Origin of the sequence: Desulfobaculum bizertense DSM 18034 (assembly GCF_900167065.1) — a bacterium.
In the GTDB taxonomy this organism is placed as follows: Bacteria; Desulfobacterota; Desulfovibrionia; order Desulfovibrionales; family Desulfovibrionaceae; genus Desulfobaculum; species Desulfobaculum bizertense.
Genome location: NZ_FUYA01000001.1, coordinates 72,789 through 97,858, shown reverse-complemented (window position 1 = coordinate 97,858; position 25,070 = coordinate 72,789). Strand labels below are relative to the sequence as shown.

The following is a 25,070-nucleotide window of genomic DNA, read 5'->3' as shown; positions in this document are numbered from 1 at the left end:
ATCCTCCTTGAGTTCACGCTGAGGACGTTCACCCCATGTCCCTGACCAGTTCAAGGATGCGGGTGTATTCTTCCTCACGGACCGGCTGGACCGACAGCCGGGAGCCTTTTCGCAACAGCTCCATGCCCTCCAGTCCAGACACAGTTCGTAAATATTTCAGGGGGAGCGGAGCAGAAAAAATCTGCACCAGCCTGATGTCGACCATAAACCACAGCGGCTTTTCCGGTGTGCTTCGTGGGTCAAAGTGGCTATCTTCCGGGTCCCATGCGGTAAAGTCCGGATAGCTTTCCCGAACCACCTCGGCCTCGCCCACAATGCCGGGCGACTTCACACTGTGATAAAAAAGCACCCGGTCTCCAAGGCGCATCTCATCACGCATAAAGTTTCGGGCCTGATAGTTGCGCACCCCGTCCCACGGCGTGGTCTGATTCGGGGAAGCCGCCAGATCATCGATGGAAAAGGCACCGGGTTCTGTTTTCATCAGCCAGTACTTGCGAGCCATCTGCTCCTCCTTTGCCCCAGAAAATTCTAAAGATCGTTCTCCTGCTTCCACGCAGCCCAGGAATCCAGGGCACGCTGAGCATAGAGTTCCTTACGTTTTTTCTTGCCTGCACGCTGATTTAGCGCGGGCATCAGGCCAAACTGCACGTTAGACGGCTGGAAATTCTTTACTTCTGTACGCAGGTGAGAAAGCAGCGCCCCAAGGCAACTTTCGCGAGGCGGCAGGCCGATCTCTTTTCCGTTCAGCTTGGCAGCAAGGTGCGCACCGAGCCACAGCCCACAGGCCGAGGATTCAACATAGCCCTCAACGCCCGTAATCTGCCCGGCAAGATAGACACTGGGACGATTCTTAAGCTGGAGGGTCTCGCTCAGGCTGTGCGGTGCATTCACATAGGTATTGCGATGGATGCTGCCGAGGCGCTCAAATTCTGCATTTTCCAGTCCCGGAATCATGCGGAACACCCGTTTCTGCTCAGGGTATTTCAGCTTGGTCTGGAATCCAACCATGTTGAAGCTGGTTTTTTCTGCATTTTCGGCCCGAAGCTGCACAATAGCAAAAGCCTGCTCCCCGTCCTTGTGCGGATTGGGCAGGCCAACAGGCTTGAGCGGCCCAAAGGTCAGGGTCTTGATACCACGCTCGGCCATTGCCTCAATGGGCAGACACCCTTCAAAATGCACTTCTTTTTCAAAGTCGCGAGGCTGGACTTTCTCCGCCTCAAGCAAGGCATCATAAAACGCGTTGTATTCTTCCTCAGTCATGGGGCAGTTGAGGTAATCGCTGTCTTCCGGACGCCAGCGTGAACCCCAGAATGCCACGTCAAGATTGACGGAGTCTGCGGTCACAATCGGCGCAATGGCATCATAAAAATACAGGCGCTCATCACCCACGACCTCGGCAAGGCTCGCGGCCATACTGTCGCTTGCCAGCGGTCCGGCGGCCAAAACCACCGTCTCGTACTGCTCCAGCTCGGCATCATCCAGAGACGGAATCTCGCGCCGAATAACAGTAACCAGGGGATGCGACTCCACCTTGTCCGTCACGTAGGCAGAAAACTTTTTGCGATCCACGGCCAGCGCCTTGCCTGCGGGAACGCAGGTTGCGTCAGCAGCTTCCAGCACCAGACTTCCCATGTCGCGCATTTCGCGCTTCAGGATGCCAATGGCGGTGACGGGTTCGTCACTGCGGAACGAATTGGAACAAACCAGCTCGGCCAGTCCCTCTTCCACATGTGCCGGAGAATACTTTTCCGGTTTCATTTCATACAGCACAGTGGCAATGCCAGCCTGCGCCAGACGCCATACACATTCACAGCCTGCAAGGCCGCCGCCAATGACAGCTACTTTTGCCTGAGTCACTCTGACCTCGATTCTTGGAAAAAAGACATAGGTTCCCCACAACCGGGGACACTGAGTATACCACAGCCGGACCCTGTTTCATGTAAAAATACGCACTGAAACCGCAGTGGCAAGGTGCCGCGCATTGACAACACAGGACGGCCCGCTTCACAATGTTTGCGAGAACGCTATTTTTCATAATTCCACCCGAGAGGCAAATACCTTCATGCAGCTGCTCACCATTTCGGATCTCCAGACCCAGTTTTTTACCTCGCACGGCGTGGCCCATGCGGTTGATGGCGTTTCCCTGCACGTGGACAAAGGCGAACCACTGGCCATTGTTGGCGAATCTGGCTGCGGAAAAACCATGCTGGCCCTGTCCATCATGCGCCTTGTGCCCTCCCCTCCCGGAAAAATAGTCTCTGGTTCCATCAGGCTTGGGGACACCGAACTCCTCACCCTGCCCGAAAAAGACATGCAGCGCATCCGCGGCAATCGCATCGGCATGATCTTTCAGGAGCCAATGACCAGCCTCAATCCTGTTTTTAAGGTGGGCGAACAGATTGCCGAAGCTCTTCGCCTGCACCGCAAGCTCTCCCAAAAAGACGCCAAAGACATGGCCGTGGACATGCTCCACGCCGTTGGCATCCCCGAAGCCCGCCGCCGGGCCGCAGCCTACCCTCATGAACTGAGCGGCGGCATGCGTCAGCGCGTTGTCATTGCAATGGCACTCGCCTGTGACCCGGAGCTTGTGCTTGCGGACGAACCCACAACAGCCCTCGACGTCACCATTCAGGCCCAGATTCTGGAACTGATGATGGAACTCCAGCACAAACGACAGGCATCTGTCATCTACATCACTCACGACCTCGGCGTCGTGGCCCAGACCTGCACCCGTGTCGCTGTCATGTACGCTGGTCACATCGTCGAAGAATCCCCGGTGGAAGACATTTTCCACGAGCCACTCCATCCCTACACCAAAGGGCTTATGCGCTCAGTCCCCCGCATCGATCAGGACCAGACCCTGCGCCCCATTAGCGGACTGGTGCCCAACCTCTATGACCTGCCCACAGGCTGCCGGTTCCACCCCCGCTGCCCGTACGCCATGGACAAATGCCGGGAGCAGGCTCCCGAACTTGTCCGCGACGGTTCACGCAGAGTCCGCTGCTGGCTGCACGCCTCATGAGCCTGCTCGCGGTCGACCTTGGAGTCCGCACAGGCCTTGCCCTGTATGGCGCTGACGGCCGTCTTGTCTGGTACCGATCCCACAATTTTGGAAGCGCAGCCCGCCTCAAAAAAGGTGCCCCCGGCATTTTGCGTTCCTGTCCCGAGCTTGATTTCTGCATACTCGAAGGCGGTGGCCCGCTCGCCGAAATCTGGGAACGGGAAGCCCTGCGCCGGGAGCTTTCCGTCACGGTCATTGCCGCGGAAGTCTGGCGCCAGCATTTTTTTCATCCTCGCGAACGCAAAGACGCATCACACGCCAAAGCCTCCGCAGGGCAACTCGCACGAAGCATCATCAGCTGGGCCGGAGCCAAGGCACCAAGCTCCCTGCGGCATGATGCCGCCGAAGCAGTCTGCATTGGACTTTGGGGTGTCCTGCACACCGGTCTGCTCCAAAGCCTCCCAGCTCCTCTCGTCAAACGCTGTGCCGGACTCCCTCCGGTTCCTCGACGCCAATAAAAAAGCCACGTCCCATCCCGGACATGGCTTTCTTTTCTCGCTGTGTGCTGGCTCTAGTCCAAAAGACTTGAGCGATGCACTCTGTGACGTCCTAGCACGTAGAATACGGCCAAAGAAAATACAGCACCCAATGTGTCTGCCAGCATATCTTTTTGCGCATCCCAGATGTCTCCCTGTGCTCCAAGGAACTCGACACCCGCTTCACCACCATCCGAAACCGCATAAATCCATTCTATAATTTCATAACCTGCGGCAATGGACATAATGGAAAACAGCGCAAAGAAGCAGGCCAGTACAGGGCCACACCATCGTTTTCGCAAAAGCAGTTCAGCAATAGGGAAGGCATAAAAGCCCACAGAAAAATGCCCAATACGGTCAAAGTGATTGCGTTCAAATCCAAAAAAGTCCGTAAACGCATCAAAGGGAACATTGGCAAAGGTGTAGTGCCCGCCAATAGTATGCCAGAACAGCCAAAATGCCATAAACGCATAGGCCAGACTGGAAAAACGAAATGACCTGTACGTCAGGACAAGCAGCAGGAAAACAGCCATTATAGGAATATTTTCTGCCCACCAGACATCACGGGCAAATGGATTAATAGCCATGTACACCCAGAATGGGACAAAGACTGTCGCAAGAAAACCTGGAAGTCTCTGTTTTTTTCGTCGCATGAGAAGCTCCTTTTCTACCGTACGAGATTCTTTTTACGTAGTATTATGAAAATACAGAGATTTTCACTAGCATAGCAATACAAAATATCTCACTTGCAATTTCCCTGTTCTCAGCATAATCAAAATAACTTTGACAGAGGTTCGTCTTGACACAATCACATGAAACGCCCCGCGTGGGGCCTGCATAGGAAAGTAATCAATGAACTCAGGGAAAGGAAATGCGCTAGCGCTTCTGCCGCTGGCCGTGTTCCTCGTCATCTTCATCGGTACGGGCACCTGGCTGACGTTGTCCGGTACGAAGATGGCGTTTTATCAGGTATCCGCAACCGTCGCCATCCTTCCAGCCATTGTTTTGGCTGTGATGATGGCCCGCGAAAAAGCCACCGAGAGCATCGGCGCCTTTATTGAAGGTGCTGGAGATGGAAGTATCGTGACTATGTGCATGATCTACCTGCTCGCAGGCGCTTTTGCCAAGGTTGCCGGTTCTGTTGGCGGTGTGGAATCCACTGTCAACTTTGGCCTGTCAATCATCCCTGCATCAATGGTTCTGCCTGGACTGTTCGTCATTGGTGCATTCATTTCTACCGCAATGGGCACCTCTATGGGAACCATCGCGGCAGTTGCACCCATCGCAGTGGGTGTCGCCGCCAAGACCGATATTTCTATGGCCCTGCTCGTCGGTGCCGTAGCTGGTGGCGCCATGTTCGGCGATAACCTCTCCATGATTTCTGACACAACAATTGCTGCAACCCGTACTCAGGGTTGTAACATGCAGGACAAGTTCAAAATGAACTTTGGCATTGCCCTGCCTGCAGCAATTTTGAGCATACTTATTTTTGCCTTCCTTGGCGCAAGCGGCTCTGTTCACCACAGCGGTGAATACCAGATTGTCAAGATTCTGCCATACCTTGGCGTTCTTGGTCTGGCGCTGGCTGGCATCAACGTCTTTATCGTACTGATGACAGGCATCGTGCTTGCTGGCGGTGTTGGCCTTGTCATGAATGACGGCTACACCCTGCTGAACCTGTCCAAGGATATTTACGGTGGATTCACCGGAATGCAGGAAATCATGGTGCTTTCGCTCATGATTGGCGGCCTTGGCGCGCTTATCAAGCGCGGCGGCGGCATCACCTCCATTCTGAACTTCATCGAGCGCGTCACAAAGGGAAGCCGTAGCCAGAAGGCTGGAGAACTCTCCATTGCCGCTTTGGTCAGCCTTGTTAACTGCTGCACCGCAAACAATACTGTCGCAATTATTGTTACCGGTGGCGTTGCCAAAGAAATTGCCCAAAAGAATGGTCTTGACCCGCGCCGCAGCGCAAGCCTTCTCGACATCTTCTCCTGCGTCATTCAGGGCCTTGTCCCCTACGGTGCACAGATTTTGCTCGCTGGCTCCATCGCTTCCCTCTCGCCAATTAGCATCATGAGCAACATGTACTACTGCTACATTCTCGCCGCAGTCTCTATTCTCAGCATCCTCTTCGGATTTCCCAAAGTTCGAAAACAGTAGTTTATCCGGTTAGTTTTTGGTGCAGCACTCACAACGTTGCGCCAAGAGCAGAAGGACCTTGATAATAACGCAGTCTGGCATTTGCCGGACTGCGTCTTTGGGTATTGTACCCTTTTTATTATTAGTTTACCCATAAAAAGCTGCACCAAGGCAGCTCAAACTTACACTCCCATAAGAAGAGAGGTTCACTTCAATGCGACAGCGATTCCTTACCAGAACGCTTTCCGGACTCGGAGTAGCACTCCCCATGCTGCTTCTGTTCGCCGCAAACGCTTTTGCCGCAGACGCCAGTCTTGGCCCGGCAAATGCCAAGTACTATGGCATGCTCACACTTCTTCCCCCGCTTATCGCCATCGTGCTCGCGTTCATCACGAAAAATGTTATCTTTTCCCTGTTCCTCGGCGTGTTTACTGGCTGTTTCATGCTCGAAGGAAAAGGCTTTGCCATCTACGACGGTTTCGTCAACGGCTTCCTCCGTTTCTCTGGCGAAATTCTCAACTCTCTTGCTGACCCATGGAACGCTGGTATTGTTCTTCAGTGCCTCGCCATCGGTGGCATGATCGCTGTTGTTTCCAAGATGGGTGGCGCAAAGGCCATCGCCGAAGCTCTCGCCAAGAAAGCAAACAGCCCCAGAAGCTCACAGTTCGTCACCTGGGTCATGGGTATCCTGATCTTCTTTGACGACTACGCCAACTCTCTGACTGTTGGCCCGATCATGCGCCCGGTTACCGACCGCATGAAGGTTTCCCGCGAAAAGCTCGCCTTCCTCATTGACGCTACAGCAGCACCTATCGCCGGTATCGCCCTGATTTCGACCTGGGTCGCGTACGAAATCGGTCTGATTCGTGACGGCTTCCAGTCCGTTGGCATCACCACCAACGCCTATGGCGCTTTCGTCGAAACCATTCCTTACCGTTTTTACAACATCTTTATCCTGATCTTCATCCTCGGCACCGTCTGGATGCTTCGCGAATTTGGCCCCATGCACAAGGCTGAGCATCGCGCACGCACCACAGGCAAAGTCATTGATGACAGCGCCAAGCCCATGGTCGCCGATGAAGCAACAGGACTTGAGCCGCACCCAGGAGTCAAGGCCAGCATCTGGTACGCCATTATCCCCATTGGCACCCTGATCGGCGCGGCCTTCCTCGGCTTCTACTTCAACGGGTACAACGCCATTATGGCTGGTTCTGACAAGGCTCTCATCGAGCAGGTCACCAACCATCCGCTGGCATTCTACACCATTCAGTCCTGCTTCGGTGGCTCCGACGCCTCCGTGGTTCTGTTCCAGTCCGCACTGCTCGCCGGTATTGTCGCAATCCTCATCGGTCTTGCACGCGGTATCTTTAAGCTGGAAGAAGCTGTTTCCATCTGGGTGCAGGGTGTCAAATCCCTGAACATCACCGCCGTCATCCTGCTGCTCGCATGGTCCCTGTCTGGCGTCATCAAGGAGCTTGGAACCGCAACATATCTCGTTCAGATTCTGTCTGACTCTATTCCGCCGTTCCTGCTTTCTTCCATCATCTTTATCCTTGGTTCCTTCATCTCGTTTGCAACAGGAACCTCCTACGGCACAATGGGCATCATGATGCCGCTGGCTATCCCGCTGGCATTCGCCATCAACCCGGACCACGCCTACGTCATCATGAACGTCGGTGCTGTTCTGACTGGTGCTATCTTTGGTGACCACTGCTCCCCCATCTCCGACACAACTATTCTGTCTTCGATGGGTTCAGCCTGTGACCACCTTGACCACGTTAGGACGCAGCTCATCTACGCCCTGTCCGTGGCTGCCGTAACCATCTTCTTTGGCTACATTCCGGCTGGCCTCGGCCTTCCCGTAATGATTGTCCTCCCGCTTGGCATCGTTGCTACCCTGCTGATGATTCGCATCTTCGGTAAAAAGCTTCCTGCCTAAGTTCCTGTCTCTTCGACAGATTTCTGACAGCACAGGGCAGTTCCACTTTCGGAACTGCCCTTTTTTTGCGTCGAAAAAACGACACTCCGCCCTTAAAACGTCACGTCAGTTTTTTAACACACCTCTCAAAAGCCGCGCAGTATCTGCTTTCGCAATTCTTTACATTAATATGGTCCAAATTTTGCTTACAGAACCAGCGGAATCACTTTCAGCTAACACTTTTCAGACCAGAGAAGGAGATCTAAAATGGCTCTTAACAGTGTACAGAACACGCTGACTGGCGCTCTTGCAGCTTCCTTGCAGCAGATCAACGTTGAAAGCCGGGGGCGTGAAAAATCTGACGGTACATCTCAAGGCTCCGACCACATCGAACTCTCCAGCCTTGGCGACCGTCTCGCCAACCTCATTGCCACCGACCCAAGCCGCGATGTCGTCGCAGGACTTCGCGAGCAGCTCGAGCAGCTCAAAGGCTTTTTTGCCGAAGAGCTTCAGGAACAGCTCAATGGTATGGGCATCGAAAAACCCCAGTTCACCATCACCAAAGCCGCTGACGGACATTTTGACATCTCCAACGCCAATGTCGACGCTGAGCAAATCACAAAGGCTTTTGAGGACAATCCAACCCTCACCAAGGCTTTTGACCAGATGTCTGACATCTCCGAGGCCCTGCACAAAGTCGACAACACCCCGTCTCTCATGCAGGCTCGTACTGGACTTCAGGCCTATCTGAGCCAGACCGAAACTGAATTCTTCCAGAGCTCTTTCCAGCTCGCCATGAATGGCAGCAACATCAGCACATTCTGGATGTAATAGATTCGCTCTCACGCCCGGTGCATGAGCGTCTCGTTTTCCGGCACGAGGGGTGCCGGAACAGACACCCAAAGATTTCAGGACACACACCCGCATTATGAAAAAGTTCCGCACGTCACTTACTCTGTCGACCGTTTTGGCTGCCTCGCTCCTTTGCGTCAGCCCAACAGTTTCCCATGCCATAAATCTGACAGACAGCCACCTGCGGACCTATCAAAAATTTACAGTCGGCTCCGCTACCGAGCGCGATGCTGTCCGTCCAATTGACAGGCCAGCCTTTGTCAGCGCCGAGGACGCCGCTCTGTTTCTCGAATCAGACGAGCAGGTCTTTCTCGAAGAACCCGCCGTCACAGGTCGCGAAGCCCTCGTCTATCCGCTCCGCGTCCTCGCAAGGCACGAAGTCGTCAACCTTGAGCAGGACGGCGTTCTTCGCTCCCTCACCTTCTGCCCCCTGACAGGCTCACTCGCCTGCTTTGTCGGCGAGCTTGATGGCACTCCCTTTTCTCTCGGTACAACCGGAATGCTCGTCAGCTCCAACCGCGTCCTGTATGACCGCGCAACAGGAAGCAAGTGGTCACAGATTCTAGGGCAGGCCCTCGGTGGGCAGCTCAAAGGCAAAACCCTTCGGCGCTCTCCCGTTATCTGGACAACCTGGGACAAGGCTCGCGCTGCCTATCCCAACCTTCGCGTCCTCGCCCGCCCTCGCTCCGGTACCGCCCCGTCAAAATATGGGCACAACCCGTATGGCGAGTACAAGGACCTGCAAAGCTATTTCAGGAACAACGCTCTCTTTTTCCCGCCAATGCACATCGACGAGCGCTTTCCGCTCAAAGAGCACATCATCGGAGCAACTGACGCTGACGCAGCCCTCGCCGTCTCGTACAGTGCTATGCTCAAGCAGAAAGCCATCAGCATTGACGTCGGACTCTCCACCATTGCCGCCCTCTACGACTCGCGCCTCGGTGCCGTGCGGCTCTTCTCCGCGGTCCTCGAAGGGCAAACCCTTCACTTCACCGCAAGCAACGGCCGCATCATTGACCGAGAAACGCACTCCGTCTGGGACCCCTACGGCAAAGCCATCTCTGGACCACTTCACAGCTCACAGCTTCGGAGACTTCCAGAAACCCACTCCATGTGGTTTGCATGGAAAGCCTTTCACCCCTTCACAGCCTACTGGAATGGAAAACTCCACTTCCCCCTCCCTCAATAATTTTTCGTGATTGACAGAGGCTTACAAGCCGGAATCAGTGTGGCAGCACTGACTCCGGCTTGTGTGTTTTTATGGGGTATGTGATGGGCTGAGTCCCAAGCCCTGCAAGGGCTTTGGGGTGGGTGGGGTACGAGACTCCGTCTCGTGCTCTGCAAGGGGCGCTGCCCCTTGACCCCGCCCAAGGACGAGGCCCTTGGGAATCCCGCTTTCGCCCGAATTAAAAGGGGACCGAAATGTGATGAGAGCTACGCTCTCCTCTCCATTTCGGTCCCCTTTTTTTCGGCCTAGTGGCGTTTCCCGAATGCGTGTTCTTCTGCCTTTTCCAGACCGCACTTATTCCTTTTGAACGCCGAAAGGCGTTCAAAAGGAATGGTGGCAACTCGCAGAAGAGAAAGAAGCTCTCGACGTTATTTTCATCAAGTTTGAATTTCATTCACGCGAAGCGTGGAGGGAATTCAAACTCGCTGAGGATACGTAAGGGAATCATTCCCTTACGCGGGGTCCGGGGCTGGCCCCGGTTCTCTCCCACCCGCCCGTCCAGCACACACGCTGCCCCCCCCTAATCTTTAGCCTTCTGAAAGACGTCCATGCAGGCGACGCGCGAGGCGAAGACGTGATGAGAGAGGGGGCGGAGGGGGGAAGGGAGGCGAGCCTCACGAATGAGGGCACCAAGGGCGCCGCGCCGATGATAGTCCTGCCAGTTCCGAAAATGCTGAAGCCCTGCGGCGCGCTCAATGATCGCACTCAAAAAAAAGCCCCATGAAGAGGCGGAAGCACGGGGGAGATAATCGGTTGTAATGAAGAGACCGCTGGGGCGAAGGACGGAAAAGGCGGAACGGACGAGTTGAAGAGCACAGGGCCAAACCTTCTCATGGAGGGCGAAACTGAGGGCAACAATGCCAAAGGATGCTGGAGGGAAGGGGAGCTGCCCTGCATTGCCCTGAACGAGAGAAAAGCCATGCTGCGAGGCACGGGGGGAGGCTTTTTGTAACATCGCAGCGGAGAGGTCAATGCCTATGATAGGCTGGAGATGAGGCGCAGCATCGAGGGCGACGAGCTGGAGTCCAGTTCCACAACAGATGTCGAGAAAAGGGCCTTGCGCACTGCGAACAGTTGCCGCGAGCAGCTCACGATTTTCCCGAAGAAAGGGGGCAGTACACGCGTCGTAAACACGCGCAACTGTTCCATATTCGTCATGGTCCTTTTCATAAACACACTGCGAGTCCATAGATGCCTCTCCATAAAAGGGAATCTCTTTTGTAGATAATCGTATAAAAACATATATGCGTGAGGGAAAGAATTTAACAGCTTTTCAAATTTTTTCTTAATGCGCAGCAAAGGGGTTCTGTGGCATAGAAAAGGAAGAGTCTGCACAAGCGGGTGAATGCTCACGTACGGAGATGCAGAGCTGACATTTTTCTTCTACATGCCCTGAAAGACTCAAAAAATATTTCATACAGGCTTGCCTAGGCGAGTGCTTTTCCGTAGGGTTTGAGTTCTCCATACAACAGAACCTGTGCTCGTCTTGACACACGGCGCAGGGTTTTGATGACCGTAGGGGAAAAACGGTTTTCTGACATTCTGATGGAGAGAAAAATACTGCATAGGGAGAACGTATGGGTACCCAGAAAAGAGGTGCGCGCATCCGGATGTATCGGGAGCGCCAAGGGTTAACTGTGGCCGAACTCGCTGAACGTAGCGGGATGTCGTCGGAATATATCAGCTCTGTTGAGGCGGGAGAGATCCAGCCTGCACTGGGCGTCATGGTTAAACTTGCGCGGACTCTTGGCACACGACTTGGAACCTTCATGGATGACGAGTTAACGCCGGACCCACTCATCACGCGCCTTAAAGACCGCACATCCGAAACTGTTGGCCATTCTGGCAGCTCACCATCCACAGACATGGTTTACCATCACCTTGGTCGCGGCAAAGCCGACCGGTCGATGGAGCCCTTTTTCATCAGACTAGAGCCTCAGGACAATGACGGCGAACTGTCCTCCCATGAAGGAGAAGAGTTCATAATTGTTGTTTCTGGGGAAGTCATGCTGCGTTACGGTAAGGAAACACACATCCTGAGAGCCGGGGACAGCATGTACTACAATTCCGTGGTTCCGCACCACGTCTCTGCCTACGGAGACAGCGCTGCGGAGATCCATGCCGTGATTTACGTCCCGGCCTGATGAAAAGGAGCCGATAATGAGTACCGAAGCAATCCGTCACATCACTTTGGGGCGGATACTGAACGAGACAGTTTCCCGTTATCCTGACGAGGACGCCGTCATTTACGTCGACCGCGAATTCCGACTGACATGGAAAGAATTTGGGGGGCTTGTTGATGACCTCGCCAAGGGGCTTATGGCTCTGGGCATCCAGCGTGGGGAAAAGCTTGTCCTGTGGGCGACCAACCTCCCCTACTGGGTTGCGTTCCAGTTTGCCACAGCCAAAATTGGCGCAGTTCTCCTGCCGCTGAACACCAGCTACAAATCCGCTGAACTTGAGTACGCGCTCCAGCAGTCCGAGGCCGAAAATATCTTCGTCATGGATAGATATTATGACACGGACTACATCCTGACGATGTACGAAAAAGTTCCAGAGCTGCGAAACAGTGAACGCGGCAAACTCAAAAGCGCAAAATTTCCACACCTGAAACGCGTGGGTTACCTCGGTGCAGAAAAACACCGGGGAATGTACTCCATTCCTGAACTGACTGCACTTGGCCAGTCGATTTCGGAAGAAGACTATACAGCGCGCCAGGAGAGCCTTGACCCTGACGATGTGGTCAACATGCAATACACATCCGGGACCACGGGCTTTCCAAAGGGCGTTATGCTGACGCACAAAAGCATCGGCAATAATGGCTTCTGGATTGGGGAAAACCAAAAATTTACCCATGACGACCGCCTGTGCCTGCCGGTTCCACTCTTCCACTGCTTTGGCTGCGTGCTGGGCGTGCTGGCGGCAGTGACTCACGGCACCACAATGGTCATCGTAGAAAAATTTGATCCCATCATGGTGATGAAAAGCATTGAACAGGAACGCTGCACAGCTGTGTACGGCGTGCCCACAATGTTCATCGCCATCCTGCACCATATCCTGTTCGACAAATTCGACTTTTCGAGCCTGCGAACAGGAATCATGGCGGGTTCTCCGTGTCCGGTTTCTGTCATGCGCGAAGTCATGGACAAAATGTACATGAAAGACATCACGATTTGCTACGGACTGACAGAGTCCAGCCCAGTGATGACCCAGACGCGTGTTGACGATTCTGTAGAGCGCCGTACCCAGACCGTTGGGCGCGCCATGCCCGAGGTTGAGGTCGGTGTCTTTGACCCGGAAACAGGAGAAAAATGCCCGAATGGCACGCAGGGTGAAATCTGCTGCCGCGGCTACCTGCTGATGAAAGGCTATTACAAGATGCCGGAGGCCACAGCCAATGCCGTTGATACTGAAGGCTGGCTGCACTCTGGTGATCTCGGCGTCATGGATGATGAAGGCTACGTCTCCATCACAGGGCGTCTGAAAGATATGATTATTCGCGGCGGGGAAAACATCTACCCCCGTGAAATTGAAGAATTCCTCTATACAATGGAGGGAGTAAAGGACGTTCAGGTCGCGGGAGTCCCCAGTGTCAAATATGGCGAAGAGCTTGGTGCCTTTGTCATTGTGCACAAGGGAGCCGACCTGACACCAGAAGACGTTCAGGATTACTGCCGCGGCAAAATCGCCTGGCACAAGATTCCGAAATACGTTGCATTCGTGGAGGAATATCCGCTGACAGCAAGCGGTAAAATTCAAAAGTATAAATTACGGGAAGAGGCGTCTCGGCTTTGGCCAAACGCCTAAAAAAACGGGCGCATGCCGTGGGGGCGGCGCCCAGACCCTGCATTATATAATGCAGTTTTGAAGAGGACAGTACCTCATGGTCAGCAAGGAGAACCCAATGGAAACAGTAACTCAGGCGTACAAAGAAATCGCCCCCCGACTCGTCGGGCTACGTGATGCTCTGGGAATGAGCACACGCGAGCTTGCCGAACGGGTTCACGTCGATGAGGCGACGCTTGTGGGTTACGAGTCCGGGACTGTTGAAATCCCGGTCAGTTTCCTCTTTAACGTTGCGCAGGCCTGCGACATCGACCTGACAGCGCTACTTTCAGGTGCGGATGCGCATCTTAGTACCTACTCGCATGTCAAGTCAGACGAAGGTTTGGCTGTCACGCGGCGCAGGGACTATGACTATCGCAGTCTTGCCTACAAGTTCACAGGCCGGAAAATGGAACCGTTCAAGGTTCGGGTTCCTGCCCGCGAACCAGAGGAGCTGCATTTCGCAACCCATCCAGGTCAGGAATTCATCTACCTGCTCACTGGTCGGCTGGAAATCCGGCTCGACCAAAACACTGTCACCCTGGAGCCGGGCGACAGCTTCTACTTTGGCTCCGAGACTCCACACGCATTACGCGGCCTCGATGGACAGGACGCGGAATTCATCGACGTCATTATCTAGGTGTTTCATCGCGCACGGTGAAACACCTCCCCCACTGTAGACGTCAATTTCATGAAATCCGTGTTTTTTCTTTTCGAGGTGTACTATGAAAAAGCTGACCCCTTCCTCATACGAGGAATTCTGTAAAGACTTCTGTCTGGATCTTCCCGATCATTTTAATTTTGCTTTTGATGTGCTGGACAAACTTGCCGAAGAAACTCCGGACAAGCTTGCCCTCATTCATGTTGGCCCCGACCATGTCCGCCGGGAATACACATTCCAGTGGCTGGCCGAGGCATCCTGCCGACTCGCAAACACCCTGTCTGAACGCGGAGTCAAAAAAGGCGACCGGGTCATGCTGATCCTCTTCCGCCGCATTGACTTCTGGGTTTCCATGATGGCCCTGCACCGTCTTGGTGCTGTTGCCATCCCTTCCCCTCATCTGCTGACTGCCAAAGACATCACCTACCGCATGCACGCCGCCAAGGTTCGTGCCGTGGTCTGTGAGGACTCTGTTGCGGCCACTGTTGAGCGTGCAAGTCAGGATGTGCCGAGTCTTGTAGCAAAATTCCAGTGCGGACCAGGGCCTGTCCTGCCCGGCTGGGATGACATGAAAACCGCCTGCGCAAACAGTGCAAACAGCTTTCCGCGCCCTGCGGATTCTGCTGGTGGAGAAGATCCTCTGCTGGTCTTCTTTTCCTCTGGCACCACAGGACAGCCCAAAATGGTCGTGCACAAGCACAACTATGTGATGGGACATGCTGTTACAGGCATGTACTGGCACGACCTGCGTCCCGGAGACCTGCACCTGACCGTGGCCGACACGGGCTGGGGCAAGGCAATCTGGGGCAAAATGTATGGGCAGTGGATGGCTGGTGCTACGGTCTTTGTCTATGACTTCCGTGGCAAGTTTGATGCAGCAGACCTGCTCACCGTCATGAGCAAGAACAAGGTCACATCGTTCTGTGCTCCGCCAACCGTATACCGTTTCATGGTGCGCGAGGAGCTGGAGAAATTTGATCTTTCACACCTTCGGCACTGCACCACGGCTGGTGAGCTGCTGAACACCAGCGTTTTCAATGACTGGAAACGCGTGACCGGGCTTTCCATCTATGAAGGCTATGGCCAGACGGAAACAACGCTACAAATCGCGACGTTCCCGTTCATGGAGCCAAAGCCCGGGTCCATCGGCAAGCCAGTACCGGGCTGGGACATCGTTTTGCTGAACAAGCGGGACGAACTCTGCTCGACTGGTGAAGAAGGTGAAATCTGCATCCGACTCACAAACGGCACGCCAGCGGGGCTTTTCCTCGAATACGTGGATGAACCGGAAAAAACCAAATCCGTGCGCTACAACGGCTTTTACCACACAGGTGACAAGGCGTGGCGCGATGAAGACGGCTATTACTGGTTTCTGGGCCGGGTTGATGATCTCATCAAAAGCTCCGGCTACCGCGTTGGTCCTTATGAAGTAGAAAGTGCTCTGGTTTCTCACGAAGCCGTTCTGGAAGCAGCTGTGACAGGCGTTCCAGACCCGGTCCGAGGCCAGGCTGTCAAAGCGACGGTTGTGCTCGCCCGGGGCTTCTCCGCAAGCCCGGAACTTGCCAAGGCGCTTCAGCAGCACGTCAAGACCGTGACGGCTCCGTACAAATATCCCCGAGTAGTGGAATTTGTTGACGAGCTTCCCAAGACGCTATCCGGAAAAATCAAACGCGGAGAAATCCGCAAGTCTGATCTCAAGCGCTTTGATGAGACATCTGCCCGACCTCATCTTGTCGAAGTGCCCCGCCGGGTAGCCGCAGCGCGTTAAGAATTCTGCTTTCCCTTCACCTCGGCCGAAGCCTGAATCCCCAGGCTTCGGCCATTTTCTTGTGCAAATGCGCCATGAAAACCTTGTCCGCTCGCCCTTTTCCATGCAAACTAGACCCGGAACTGTTCACTTTCTTTCTTTTTCGGAGGCTCTTTTTCCATGAAAGAAGCAATTTTTCGCGGCATGCTGTCTGGTGGCGCAATGGGCGTCATCGCAACATTCATGCTCGACATGAATGCCCCCCGGGCTTTTTTTCTCGGCGTTGTTGCTGGCATCGCAGCCAGCCTGACCCACTACTTCCTCAAAAAAAAATAAGCACTGCCCCCCATGCAGCACAAAGCATCCCCTCCAGAAGTGCAGCGAACTTTTTTTGCCATTCTTATGGCTGGTATCGCCCTGCTCCTGACCCTGAGCCTCATGTCTGATTTCATGCCACCCTACAGGCCCCTGTATGGTCCCGTGAGTCTGGACAACGTGCTCCACGGTCTTGCCTTTGCCTGCCTTGCCTGCGTTGCACCTCTGGCCTTTCCTCAGCGCCTGACCGCGCTTGCCTCTCTTGTCTTTTTGGCACTTTTGGGCTTTTCGCTCGAATTCTGGCAAATTTTTCTGCCAACCCGGCGCTGTACCATTGAAGATGCCCTTGCCAATCTTTTGGGCATCACCATTGGTGGCATCATCGGATTTTGCCTGCGCAAAGCCGTGTTCAAGCGCTTCCCACCCTCGCAGTCTTCTCCCTGCGCATCACACAAAAAAGCCCCTCGCTAAGGAGGGGCCATTTTCTTTCCTGTTCTTATTTCGCCAAAAGCTTTTCATTCACGACGTGACTGGGACGACCATCAACGTACGCTTTGACATTGCTCACAAGCATCCGCATCAGATTATTCCGTGCGGTGAGTGATGCCCACGCGATGTGCGGAGTCACAATGCAGTTTTTGGCTTTCAGAAGCGGATTATCCGGCTGAACTGGCTCTGTAGAGACAACATCCAGTCCTGCTCCACGGATAACGCCAGTATTCAGAGCTTCTGCGAGATCAGCCTCATTCACCAGCTTGCCCCGTGCGGTATTAATAAGCACGGCATTGCTTTTCATCCGGGCCAAAAGCTTGGCGTTGATGAACTCTGTATTTTCGGACGTTAGCGGGCAGTGCAGCGTAATCACATCTGCCTTTTCAAACACCTCTTCCATGCTGGCCCATTCAAAATGGCGCATGTCAGGCTTGGGCTTTTGACTCCGGGTACTCGCCATAACCTTCATGCCAAAGGCATGAGCCAGCTCACCAACACGGCTTCCGATGGCACCGTAGCCGATAATGCCCATTGTCTGCCCCGTCAGCTCAATCTGCGGACTTTTCCAGTAGCACCAGTCCTGATTTGACGTCCATTCTCCAGCCTTCACGCTCTGGTCGTGGATCTCAATCCGATGATTCAGCTCCATGAGCAAAGCCATGACAAACTGGGCAACCGCATTCGTTCCGTAGCCCGGAATATTGCACACAGGGATACCGCGTTCAGCAGCTGCAGAAATATCGACACAATCATATCCCGTTGCCGAAACAGCAATGCATTTCAGCTCTGGAAGGCTGGCAATGGTTTCTGCATTCAGCACAACCTTGTTTGTCACAATGACTTCGGCACCTTCGGAGCGTTCCAGAACGTCTTCAGCGTCCGTACGATCAAAGACCTCGACATCTCCAAGCTCCTGCAATGCAGACCAGGGATTATCACCAGGATTTAATGTAAACCCATCAAGTACAACAATCTTCATAATGACACCTTATGTTGTGTATTGCCGCGTCTCATCAGACAGGCAGCGCATGTTCGTCACAAACATTTCTTCGCGCAGTGCAGGCACAGGGAACAAGCCATTCTGTGCAGCGCAAAAAAAAGACACAGACATAGCAGAGTCTCGCAGGATGCATCATTTTGTGCAAGTACGCCCTGCAAGGCTCTTTTTATTCATAACCATTACTTTTCGGTTGAATAGATTTTCGATATTTGCTAAAAATTTCCGGTTCATAGGCATAAAGAAAAGAGATTTTCCGACCGAAAACACCCTCATTCTGAACAGTACAACAGCATTTTTGACCTTTCTCGTCATCTGTCACTGTATTCCGCTTTTTTTGAGCATTTTCTCCAGATGCCGGCCACACTCGCTTTCCGTCAAAATGCGTTTTCCTATTTTCACCTAGAGTTCGTAGCACCCGCTCTCCTGACCTGAGCAGGTACAGGGGACATTCCCCCCACGCGCTCTCTGCTCCTCTAATGGAATGCGAATGAACAAACCCCGCCTCTTTACCCGTATTTTTCTTCTTCTCCTCATTGGCATGGGAATCTGGGTCATCGTCCTCAGCTCCTATACTCTCTGGCGGGAAAAAAACAGGCAGATTATCTCGTTGCAGGAAAAAGGACTGCTCCTTGCCCAAAGCATGGCTCTGGACAAGCTCCAGCGTCTCGAATCCGCAGACCAAAAATATCTTAATGAGCTTCTCGCTAAGTATGTTTCTCTCAGGGGCATTGACTATCTGCTCCTTATTGACGGAACAAACAGCATTCGGGCGCAGGCCTTTTCTTCTGCCCTGCCCTTTCCTGCCCAATGGCTCATCAGGAATGTCACCCACGGCACGAGTTCCACGTACTCGGTCATCGACGGAGGTGAAAACGACATCCTCCAGCTTGCCTGGCCTCTGCCCAGCAGCACTGGCACTCTGCTCATTGGCATGTCCATGATGCCAATTCATGACTTTTTGACCCGAAGCCTGAGCCACATTCAGGCCCTGAGTCTTATTTTCTTCGCCATACTTGGCGCGGCAGGCTATTACCTTTCCCGTTCCGTCACGGCCCCTATTTCTGAGCTTATTGAGTTCAGCCACCGCGTTGCCAATCATGATTTCACAGCAAAACTCAACGCGGACCCCACAAGTCAGGATGAAATTTCTGTCCTGAGCCGCGTTGCCTTCAGAACGGTCTGCGAAGTCAAGAACCACATCGTCATGCTCGAAAAAAAGCTTTCCGCAGCAACGCAGGAAAATGAGCAGTCTCTTCAGCAGCTCTACACCATTGTGCACAGCATGCCAGATGCCCTGATTGTCTGCGCTCAGGATGGCACCATTTTACGCGCCAACAAAACCTGCCTTCGCCTCTTTTCTCTTTCGGCCGAGGGCGTCCTGCTCAAAAACATCAGTGACTTTCTGGACAGCAGTCTCGAAGAACTTCTGACCTCTTTTGGCACCACTCTTTCCGAGCTGGTCCAGCACTCAGACGAATACCCCAAAACAGCAGAGCTGACACTCAGGCAAGACGGCCTCAGCATCCCCATTTCTCTCAGCATGAACGCCGTCATGCGCAAGGACGAGAACTACTGCATTCTTATTTTACGCGACATTTCAGACTGCAAGCTCATGGAAACGCAACTTCGGGAAATAGGTCAGAAGCTTGAGCTTCGCGTCGCCGACCGGACCGAGCGTCTTGAACATGTCATTGCCCAGCTTCGAGCAGAAATGGAGGAGCGCAAGCGTGTTGAGCAGGCCTTACGAGCTGCTGAGGCCGACTATCGCAGCATTTTCGAGAACACCATCGAAGGCATTTTCCGCATGAGCGACGACGGGCACTTCACCGACGCCAACCCCGCTCTTGCCAAGATGTTTGGTTTTGAGCAGCCTCGCGAAATTTTAGACGCCCTGCGCAGTGGAAACTTCACCCTCATTCCTCCCGTGGACTTTGACCGTGTGCTTCAGCATCTTTCCCAGCACGACGAGTTACACAACTATGAGCTTCGCTCGCACAAAAAAGACGGCACCAGTGTGTGGCTCTCTCTCAACGCCCGACGGGTTCTCGACAAGGATCGCCAGCTCCTTCATCTCGAAGGCTCTCTGGATGACATCACCAAACGCATTAAATCCGAAGAAGAACTTCGCCACCGCGCCTTTCACGACCCGCTCACAGCACTGCCAAACCGCGATTTCTTTCAGTCGCATCTCCAGAAAGCCCTCAACCGTTTTCAGCGCAATCGTGAGTACAAATCCGCGGTCCTTTATCTTGATCTCGACCGTTTCAAGCTCATCAACGATTCCCTCGGTCACTCCACAGGCGATCAGCTTTTGCGCCACACCTCGTCCATTCTCCAGAACTGTGTCCGGAACATGGACACTGTGGCCCGTTTTGGCGGGGACGAATTCGCCGTCCTGCTCGAAGGTTTTCACGCACCCCGCGAATGCATCACTGTTGCCAAGCGTATTTTGAAAGAAATTGAGAAGCCCGTCGTCATTGACGGTTGCGAGGTCTTCACCTCTGCGAGCATTGGCATCGTTATTGTCACTGACGAGTATTGCTCGCCCGACGCCGTTCTTCGCGACGCCGACACAGCCATGTATCGCGCCAAGGAAATGGGCCGCAGCCGATTCAAGGTCTTCAACCAAAAAATGCACGATCAGGCCATGCGTCAGCTCATGCTTGAGACTGACATTCGGCACTCCCTTTCCGCCGGGAACTTTGAGCTGTATTACCAGCCCATTCTTGCCCTCAGCACCGGAAAGCCTGTCGCCCTCGAAGCCCTCATTCGCTGGAATCATCCCGACATGGGACTTGTCCTTCCTTCGGAATTTATTTCCATCGCCGAAGAAACAGGCCTCATTCTCCCCCTTGGCGAATGGGTCATGCGCGAAGCCTGTTCGCAGGTCGCCGCCTGGCGCAAAGAATTCAACCTCTCCATCCCCGTGAGCATCAACCTCTCTGCGCGTCAGTTTCTCAAGCCGTCCCTCGTCCACGACGTGCGCAACATTCTTGAGGAAACAGGCACTCCTCCCAGTTTGGTCACCTTCGAAATCACCGAATCCGTGCTCATGAAGAACACCAGCGCTGCAACCGAAATGCTCAACCTTTTTAAAAAAATGGGCATCACCATCAGCATGGATGACTTCGGCACTGGCTACTCGTCCTTTACCTATCTCACCAGCTTCCCCATTGATATTCTCAAGATAGACCAGCGCTTTATCGCACGTCTTGAGCACGAAAAGCATTGCCGCTCCATCGTCAAGACTCTCATCGGACTCGCCCAGAACCTCGGACTCCTCGTCGTCGCCGAAGGCGTCGCCACCCCTGAGCAGGCTCAAATCCTCGCCAGCTTTGACTGCCCTTATGCCCAAGGCTTTCTCTATTCCCGACCACTCCCCGCGCAGCAAATCGAAACTCTCATAGGTCAGCCACTCCTCGCTCGCGCTGAGTGAAAAGTTGTGTATGGATGGGGGGATGTTTTATTGGGGCGCTGCCCCAAGCCCTGCAAGGGCTTTGGGGTGGGTGGGGGTACGAGACTCCGTCTCGTGCTCTGCAAGGGGCGCTGCCCCTTGACCCCGCCCAAGGACGAGGCCCTTGGGAATCCCGATTTCGCCCGAAATAAAAGGGGACCGAAATGTGATGAGAGCTTCGCTCTCCTCTCCATTTCGGCCCTCTTTTTTTCGGCCTAATTAACTGGGCGCGTGTTCTTTTTCTTTGCGCTCCATCCCTTTCTTTTTGAACGCAAGCGTTCAAAAAGAAAATGGTGGCAACGCACGAGAAAGAGAAAGAAGCCGCTTTAGGCAGCCCCAACAAGTTTAAAAGCCCTGCAAGCGAAGCTTGCAGGGCTTTTAAACTCGATGAGGATACGTAAGGGAATCATTCCCTTACGCGGGGGTTTGGGGGCTGGCCCCCAATCTTCCCCCGCCCACCCATCCAGCCCTCACGGGCTGGGGCAGGCCCCCAATTTTCTCTCACCCACCCATCCAGCGCTAACACGCTGATGGAGGGTCAAATATTTTTATTCACCACGCAGGACGATTTCAGCGAGGGCGTTAATCGTTGCCGCGGCGAGGGTGGAACCACCTTTGCGGCCATAAATCGTAATAAAGGGAAGGTCCATGCGAGCTTCGAGAAGTGCCTTGGACTCAGCGGCATTCACAAAGCCGACAGGCATGCCAACGATGAGCTTGGGCATAATCTTGCCCTCGTCGATGAGGTCGAGAAGCCGCAAAAGCGCAGTGGGGGCATTGCCAATGACAAAAATATCAGGCTGTAACTCAGAGACAGCAATGTCGACAGCCATACGGGCACGGGTGTTGCCAGTCGCCTTAGCCTGCTCGATCACGCGAGGGTCATTCATCAAACATTGCACAGTGCTGTTGAGAGGCTCCATGCGACGCATGGGAATACCCATCCGGGCCATCTGCGTATCGGTAACGATGTGACACCCTGCGCGAAGGGCTTCGAGACCGGACTCAACGGCATGGTCGGAAAAACGAACAAGGTCGAGCATCTCAAAGTCGGCGGTGGTGTGAATCAGACGGCGAACGACTTCCCACTGCTTCCCCTGAAACGGGCGGGGTTCTGGCACTTCGGAGTCAATGATACCAAGGGACCGTTCTTCAATAGCCATTGGCGCAAAGCAATTCTGCACCTTGACGTTTTTCTCTCCACTCATGAAATTTCTCCAGTAATTTTTCGAGCCTTAAACCGCAGGTTCTCTGCCTGCATGTGGTTCCCGAGATGCTGATGACAGATCGCGGCAAAGTGCAGGGCCTGCGGATTGGATTCAAAGGGTTCCAAAAAGGCGAGAGCCTTTCCAAAGTCGCCACAGTTCATCAGACTGATAGCGAGGGCGAGACTCAACTTTTCATGGCCTTTGTTAGCAGTGAGTCCATAGGCAAAAATCCGAACGGATTCAGCGTAGCGACGTTCCTTCTGATACATCATTCCCAACCCGAGGGCAGCTGTCGCATCGGGATAATAGTCTAATGCCCTTTGATAAAGCTTCTCGGCAATATCCGGGGAATCGAGAAGATTCAGGTTCGAGGCATAATCTCCTTCGTGAAACGTCATGCCGAGGCGGGCGAGAAAGTCGGCATGAAGTGGAGCGAAGTCTGGATCGTCCACCAGCTCGATTTCGTCGACGAACTGCGGCAGCCACGAATAATACGTCTCGCGCAAGGTGTGGCCGTACTGCTCAACGGTTTTTAGATCAAGCGAATCGTCCAGTTCGAGATATTTTATATCCTCAATTTGGTCAGCCCAAATATGATCGTTGGCGCCAGTTTTTTCCTTAAACCGCTCATAAAGCGCAGTACCGGGAAAAACGGAGAGAATAAAAAAGTGAACAATCAGGGGTTTGATCTTCTTTATAAGGTCGAGCGTCTGCTGAATAGTCTCGGGAGTTTCTCCGGGGCATCCATATATAAAGTACGCGCGGGCAAGGATGCCGTAACGGGTGGTGAGCTGAAAAGCCCGAATAACGTCTTCCTCACGAATACCTTTGTTAAGATACTCGCGAATTTCAGGAGAGCCGGACTCAACGCCATAACTGATCTGAATGCAGCCAGCCTTGCGCATCCAGGACAAAACTTCCTCATCAACACGGTCGACGCGCGAGATAGCTGCCCAGCTAATATTAAGTTTTCGGGCAAGAATGTCCTGACACACGGCGATGACACGCTTTCGGTCAAGGGTAAACGTATCGTCAGAGACGTAGAAAAAATTTTCTCCACGCTCGTGAAGCAGCTCCAGTTCATCCACAAAATGTTTTGCAGAACGGAGTCGGACCTGAGACTTCCATAAAAAAGGCGAGCCACAGAACGTACAGTGGCCGGGACAGCCTCGCCCAAGAATCACGTGCTGATAGGAAAAATATTTTGCAGGAATCGGCAATTCATCAAGATTTTTGATTCGTGGCCGTTCTTCGGTTGCGTAGGGGACGCCCTGCTTGTCGCGGAGTGCAATGCCTGGTATTGCAGAGAAATCTGCATTATCTTGCTCAAGGTTTTGCACTAGCTCAAGCATAGTGTACTCACCTTCGCCAAGAACGCAGGCATCAACTTGTGAATAATTCCGAAGAAAAAAGTCCCAAAGAGTCGTTGAACCGACACCACCGAGGATATTTATAACTTTGGTATTCACCTGCTTGGCAATTTGAGCTATCTCAAGAGCGCCAAAGCGGTTTGCCTGAAGAACAGAATAGCCGATGACATCGGGTTTTTTCGATTCAATTTCGGCGCGGATTTCGTCTGGAGAATTTTTTTTATCACTCCAGTTGCATATCTCGACGTCATAATTATGCTCCTTGAGCAAGGCAGCAATCCAGTACACACCGATTGGCACACTTACTACATCTTCAGTGTGCGTCCGATCTTCGAGCCAATATGGGTAAACAAGAAGTATTTTCAACTTTCTGGACATATTTCTATATCGCTTTAGGCTGCATTTATAAGGTTACTCTAAAGAGGAATGTTTGTGAGGAGTCGTAACTGATGCCAGAACAAACAACCAGCAAAAAACGGATCTGAAAATTGGACCCGAAAAAGAAGCCCTGCTAGGATTCCGAAAATTCAAGCGATCAGTTTGACGAAAGGGCCTTATATTCATTATATGCTGGTCAAGTTTTTCTCCCATGAGGGACCCGGAACTCCCAAACTGTCATGAATGTATCCCCTTATTGATACTCAATTTCAGCGGTTTACAAACACGGCAGGATGGTAGACTGGTACGCGTAATTTTATCCAAAAGAACGCGCTTAATTCTCCATAAAGCATAGGGTATTGTCATCATGACACTTGCAGAACTGCTTACAAGCCGGCGTGACGAAATTCTCGACAGATGGTTCGATCTTGTCGTGAAAACCTATCCCGGACTAAGCTCGATTTTTCTGAAAAAGGATAACCCTTGGGGCAACCCTGTTGGCGTGCACCTGCACTCCGCCATCACGGGTATTTATGACGAACTGCTCAAAGATGAGGCTGACGACAAACTGCCCGCCTATATTGATGAGATAGTTCGCATACGCGCTGTTCAGGAGTATTCTCCTTCCGAGGCAACTGCAATTATTCTGTTGGTAAAACACGTTGTGCGTGAACAGATCAAGAAGCAGGCCAAGGAAGAAAACGTTCCTCCATCATTCGAACTGATTCAGGAACTCTGGGATTTTGAATCCCATGTTGATACAGTCACGCTTATTGCGTTCGACATGTATACCAAATGCCGAGAAAAGCTGTTCGAAATCCGGCTTCAGGATTCGAAGCAGCGTTTTTCCGGGCTCTTGAGGAGAGCCGGTTTGGTTTGCGACTTCTCGGAGTGGGCCGATGAGAAGAAGGATGACACTCCAGAGTCAGGTGACGGGTAACTG

21 protein-coding genes are annotated in these 25,070 nt (G+C 53.2%); 14 read left to right on the top strand and 7 right to left on the bottom strand.

Annotated features, from left to right (window positions below):
- Positions 1-28: 28 nt before the first annotated feature.
- On the bottom strand, positions 29-502 hold the full coding sequence (locus B5D23_RS00415; protein WP_078683417.1) for an EVE domain-containing protein: 474 nt from the start codon (positions 500-502) through the stop codon (positions 29-31).
- Positions 503-528: 26 nt separating this feature from the next.
- A complete protein-coding gene (trmFO, locus tag B5D23_RS00410; protein WP_078683416.1) occupies positions 529-1,857 on the bottom strand; it encodes a methylenetetrahydrofolate--tRNA-(uracil(54)-C(5))-methyltransferase (FADH(2)-oxidizing) TrmFO in 1,329 nt (442 codons plus the stop codon).
- Positions 1,858-2,062: 205 nt separating this feature from the next.
- On the opposite strand from trmFO, the gene B5D23_RS00405 reads away from it, so the two are divergent.
- Together B5D23_RS00405 and B5D23_RS00400 are read left to right on the top strand one after the other, a co-directional pair.
- Entirely contained in the window at positions 2,063-3,022 is a 960-nt protein-coding gene (locus B5D23_RS00405) for an ABC transporter ATP-binding protein (protein ID WP_078683877.1), read from the top strand.
- The gene (locus B5D23_RS00400) at positions 3,019-3,519 is read left to right on the top strand and encodes a hypothetical protein (RefSeq protein WP_078683415.1); all 501 of its coding nucleotides are present in this window, start codon (positions 3,019-3,021) and stop codon (positions 3,517-3,519) included. The genes B5D23_RS00405 and B5D23_RS00400 overlap by 4 nt, the downstream gene beginning before the upstream one ends.
- A gap of 53 nt (positions 3,520-3,572) precedes the next feature.
- On the opposite strand, the gene B5D23_RS00395 is transcribed toward B5D23_RS00400, so the two are convergent.
- Positions 3,573-4,190, bottom strand: coding sequence for a DUF2238 domain-containing protein (locus B5D23_RS00395; protein WP_078683414.1), 618 nt, complete (start codon positions 4,188-4,190; stop codon positions 3,573-3,575).
- 199 nt (positions 4,191-4,389) lie between these two features.
- Here B5D23_RS00395 and B5D23_RS00390 point away from each other — a divergent pair, with 199 nt between their 5' ends.
- From B5D23_RS00390 to B5D23_RS00375, 4 genes are all read left to right on the top strand, one after another.
- Positions 4,390-5,700 (top strand): Na+/H+ antiporter NhaC family protein, encoded by a 1,311-nt coding sequence (locus B5D23_RS00390; protein ID WP_078683413.1) that lies wholly within the window; start codon positions 4,390-4,392, stop codon positions 5,698-5,700.
- 193 nt (positions 5,701-5,893) lie between these two features.
- Positions 5,894-7,618, top strand: coding sequence for a Na+/H+ antiporter NhaC family protein (locus B5D23_RS00385; protein WP_078683412.1), 1,725 nt, complete (start codon positions 5,894-5,896; stop codon positions 7,616-7,618).
- A 246-nt stretch (positions 7,619-7,864) separates the two neighbouring features.
- On the top strand, positions 7,865-8,428 hold the full coding sequence (locus B5D23_RS00380) for a hypothetical protein (protein WP_078683411.1): 564 nt from the start codon (positions 7,865-7,867) through the stop codon (positions 8,426-8,428).
- Between the two features lie 97 nt (positions 8,429-8,525).
- Positions 8,526-9,638, top strand: coding sequence for a DUF3179 domain-containing protein (locus B5D23_RS00375; protein ID WP_078683410.1), 1,113 nt, complete (start codon positions 8,526-8,528; stop codon positions 9,636-9,638).
- Between the two features lie 559 nt (positions 9,639-10,197).
- On the opposite strand, the gene B5D23_RS00370 is transcribed toward B5D23_RS00375, so the two are convergent.
- Positions 10,198-10,866, bottom strand: coding sequence for a class I SAM-dependent methyltransferase (locus B5D23_RS00370; RefSeq protein WP_078683409.1), 669 nt, complete (start codon positions 10,864-10,866; stop codon positions 10,198-10,200).
- Positions 10,867-11,254: 388 nt separating this feature from the next.
- Here B5D23_RS00370 and B5D23_RS00365 point away from each other — a divergent pair, with 388 nt between their 5' ends.
- The 6 genes from B5D23_RS00365 to B5D23_RS00345 all read left to right on the top strand — a co-directional run bounded on the left by B5D23_RS00365 (position 11,255) and on the right by B5D23_RS00345 (position 16,696).
- Positions 11,255-11,821 (top strand): cupin domain-containing protein, encoded by a 567-nt coding sequence (locus tag B5D23_RS00365; RefSeq protein ID WP_078683408.1) that lies wholly within the window; start codon positions 11,255-11,257, stop codon positions 11,819-11,821.
- Positions 11,822-11,837: 16 nt separating this feature from the next.
- Complete coding sequence (locus tag B5D23_RS00360; protein WP_078683407.1) at positions 11,838-13,484, top strand: AMP-binding protein; 1,647 nt, start codon at positions 11,838-11,840, stop codon at positions 13,482-13,484.
- Positions 13,485-13,581: 97 nt separating this feature from the next.
- The gene (locus B5D23_RS00355) at positions 13,582-14,142 is read left to right on the top strand and encodes a helix-turn-helix domain-containing protein (protein ID WP_078683406.1); all 561 of its coding nucleotides are present in this window, start codon (positions 13,582-13,584) and stop codon (positions 14,140-14,142) included.
- Between the two features lie 85 nt (positions 14,143-14,227).
- Positions 14,228-15,931 carry an AMP-binding protein gene (locus tag B5D23_RS00350; protein WP_078683405.1) on the top strand — a complete coding sequence of 568 codons (1,704 nt, stop codon included), beginning with the start codon at positions 14,228-14,230 and terminating at the stop codon, positions 15,929-15,931.
- 159 nt (positions 15,932-16,090) lie between these two features.
- Complete coding sequence (locus tag B5D23_RS14970) at positions 16,091-16,246, top strand: hypothetical protein (protein WP_159445860.1); 156 nt, start codon at positions 16,091-16,093, stop codon at positions 16,244-16,246.
- Positions 16,247-16,258: 12 nt separating this feature from the next.
- Entirely contained in the window at positions 16,259-16,696 is a 438-nt protein-coding gene (locus B5D23_RS00345) for a VanZ family protein (protein ID WP_078683404.1), read from the top strand.
- A gap of 25 nt (positions 16,697-16,721) precedes the next feature.
- On the opposite strand, the gene B5D23_RS00340 is transcribed toward B5D23_RS00345, so the two are convergent.
- Entirely contained in the window at positions 16,722-17,696 is a 975-nt protein-coding gene (locus B5D23_RS00340; RefSeq protein WP_078683403.1) for a D-2-hydroxyacid dehydrogenase, read from the bottom strand.
- 508 nt (positions 17,697-18,204) lie between these two features.
- On the opposite strand from B5D23_RS00340, the gene B5D23_RS00330 reads away from it, so the two are divergent.
- Positions 18,205-21,153, top strand: a complete 2,949-nt coding sequence (locus B5D23_RS00330; protein WP_159445859.1) for an EAL domain-containing protein — start codon at positions 18,205-18,207, stop codon at positions 21,151-21,153.
- A 566-nt stretch (positions 21,154-21,719) separates the two neighbouring features.
- Here B5D23_RS00330 and B5D23_RS00325 read toward each other — a convergent pair.
- Both B5D23_RS00325 and B5D23_RS00320 read right to left on the bottom strand, forming a co-directional pair.
- Positions 21,720-22,379, bottom strand: coding sequence for a precorrin-8X methylmutase (locus tag B5D23_RS00325; protein WP_078683400.1), 660 nt, complete (start codon positions 22,377-22,379; stop codon positions 21,720-21,722).
- On the bottom strand, positions 22,376-24,127 hold the full coding sequence (locus B5D23_RS00320; protein ID WP_078683399.1) for a B12-binding domain-containing radical SAM protein: 1,752 nt from the start codon (positions 24,125-24,127) through the stop codon (positions 22,376-22,378). Before B5D23_RS00320 ends, B5D23_RS00325 begins: the two co-directional genes overlap by 4 nt.
- 367 nt (positions 24,128-24,494) lie before the next feature.
- Between B5D23_RS00320 and B5D23_RS00315 the strand changes: the two genes are divergently transcribed.
- The gene (locus tag B5D23_RS00315; protein WP_078683398.1) at positions 24,495-25,067 is read left to right on the top strand and encodes an RsbRD N-terminal domain-containing protein; all 573 of its coding nucleotides are present in this window, start codon (positions 24,495-24,497) and stop codon (positions 25,065-25,067) included.
- Positions 25,068-25,070: the final 3 nt, after the last annotated feature.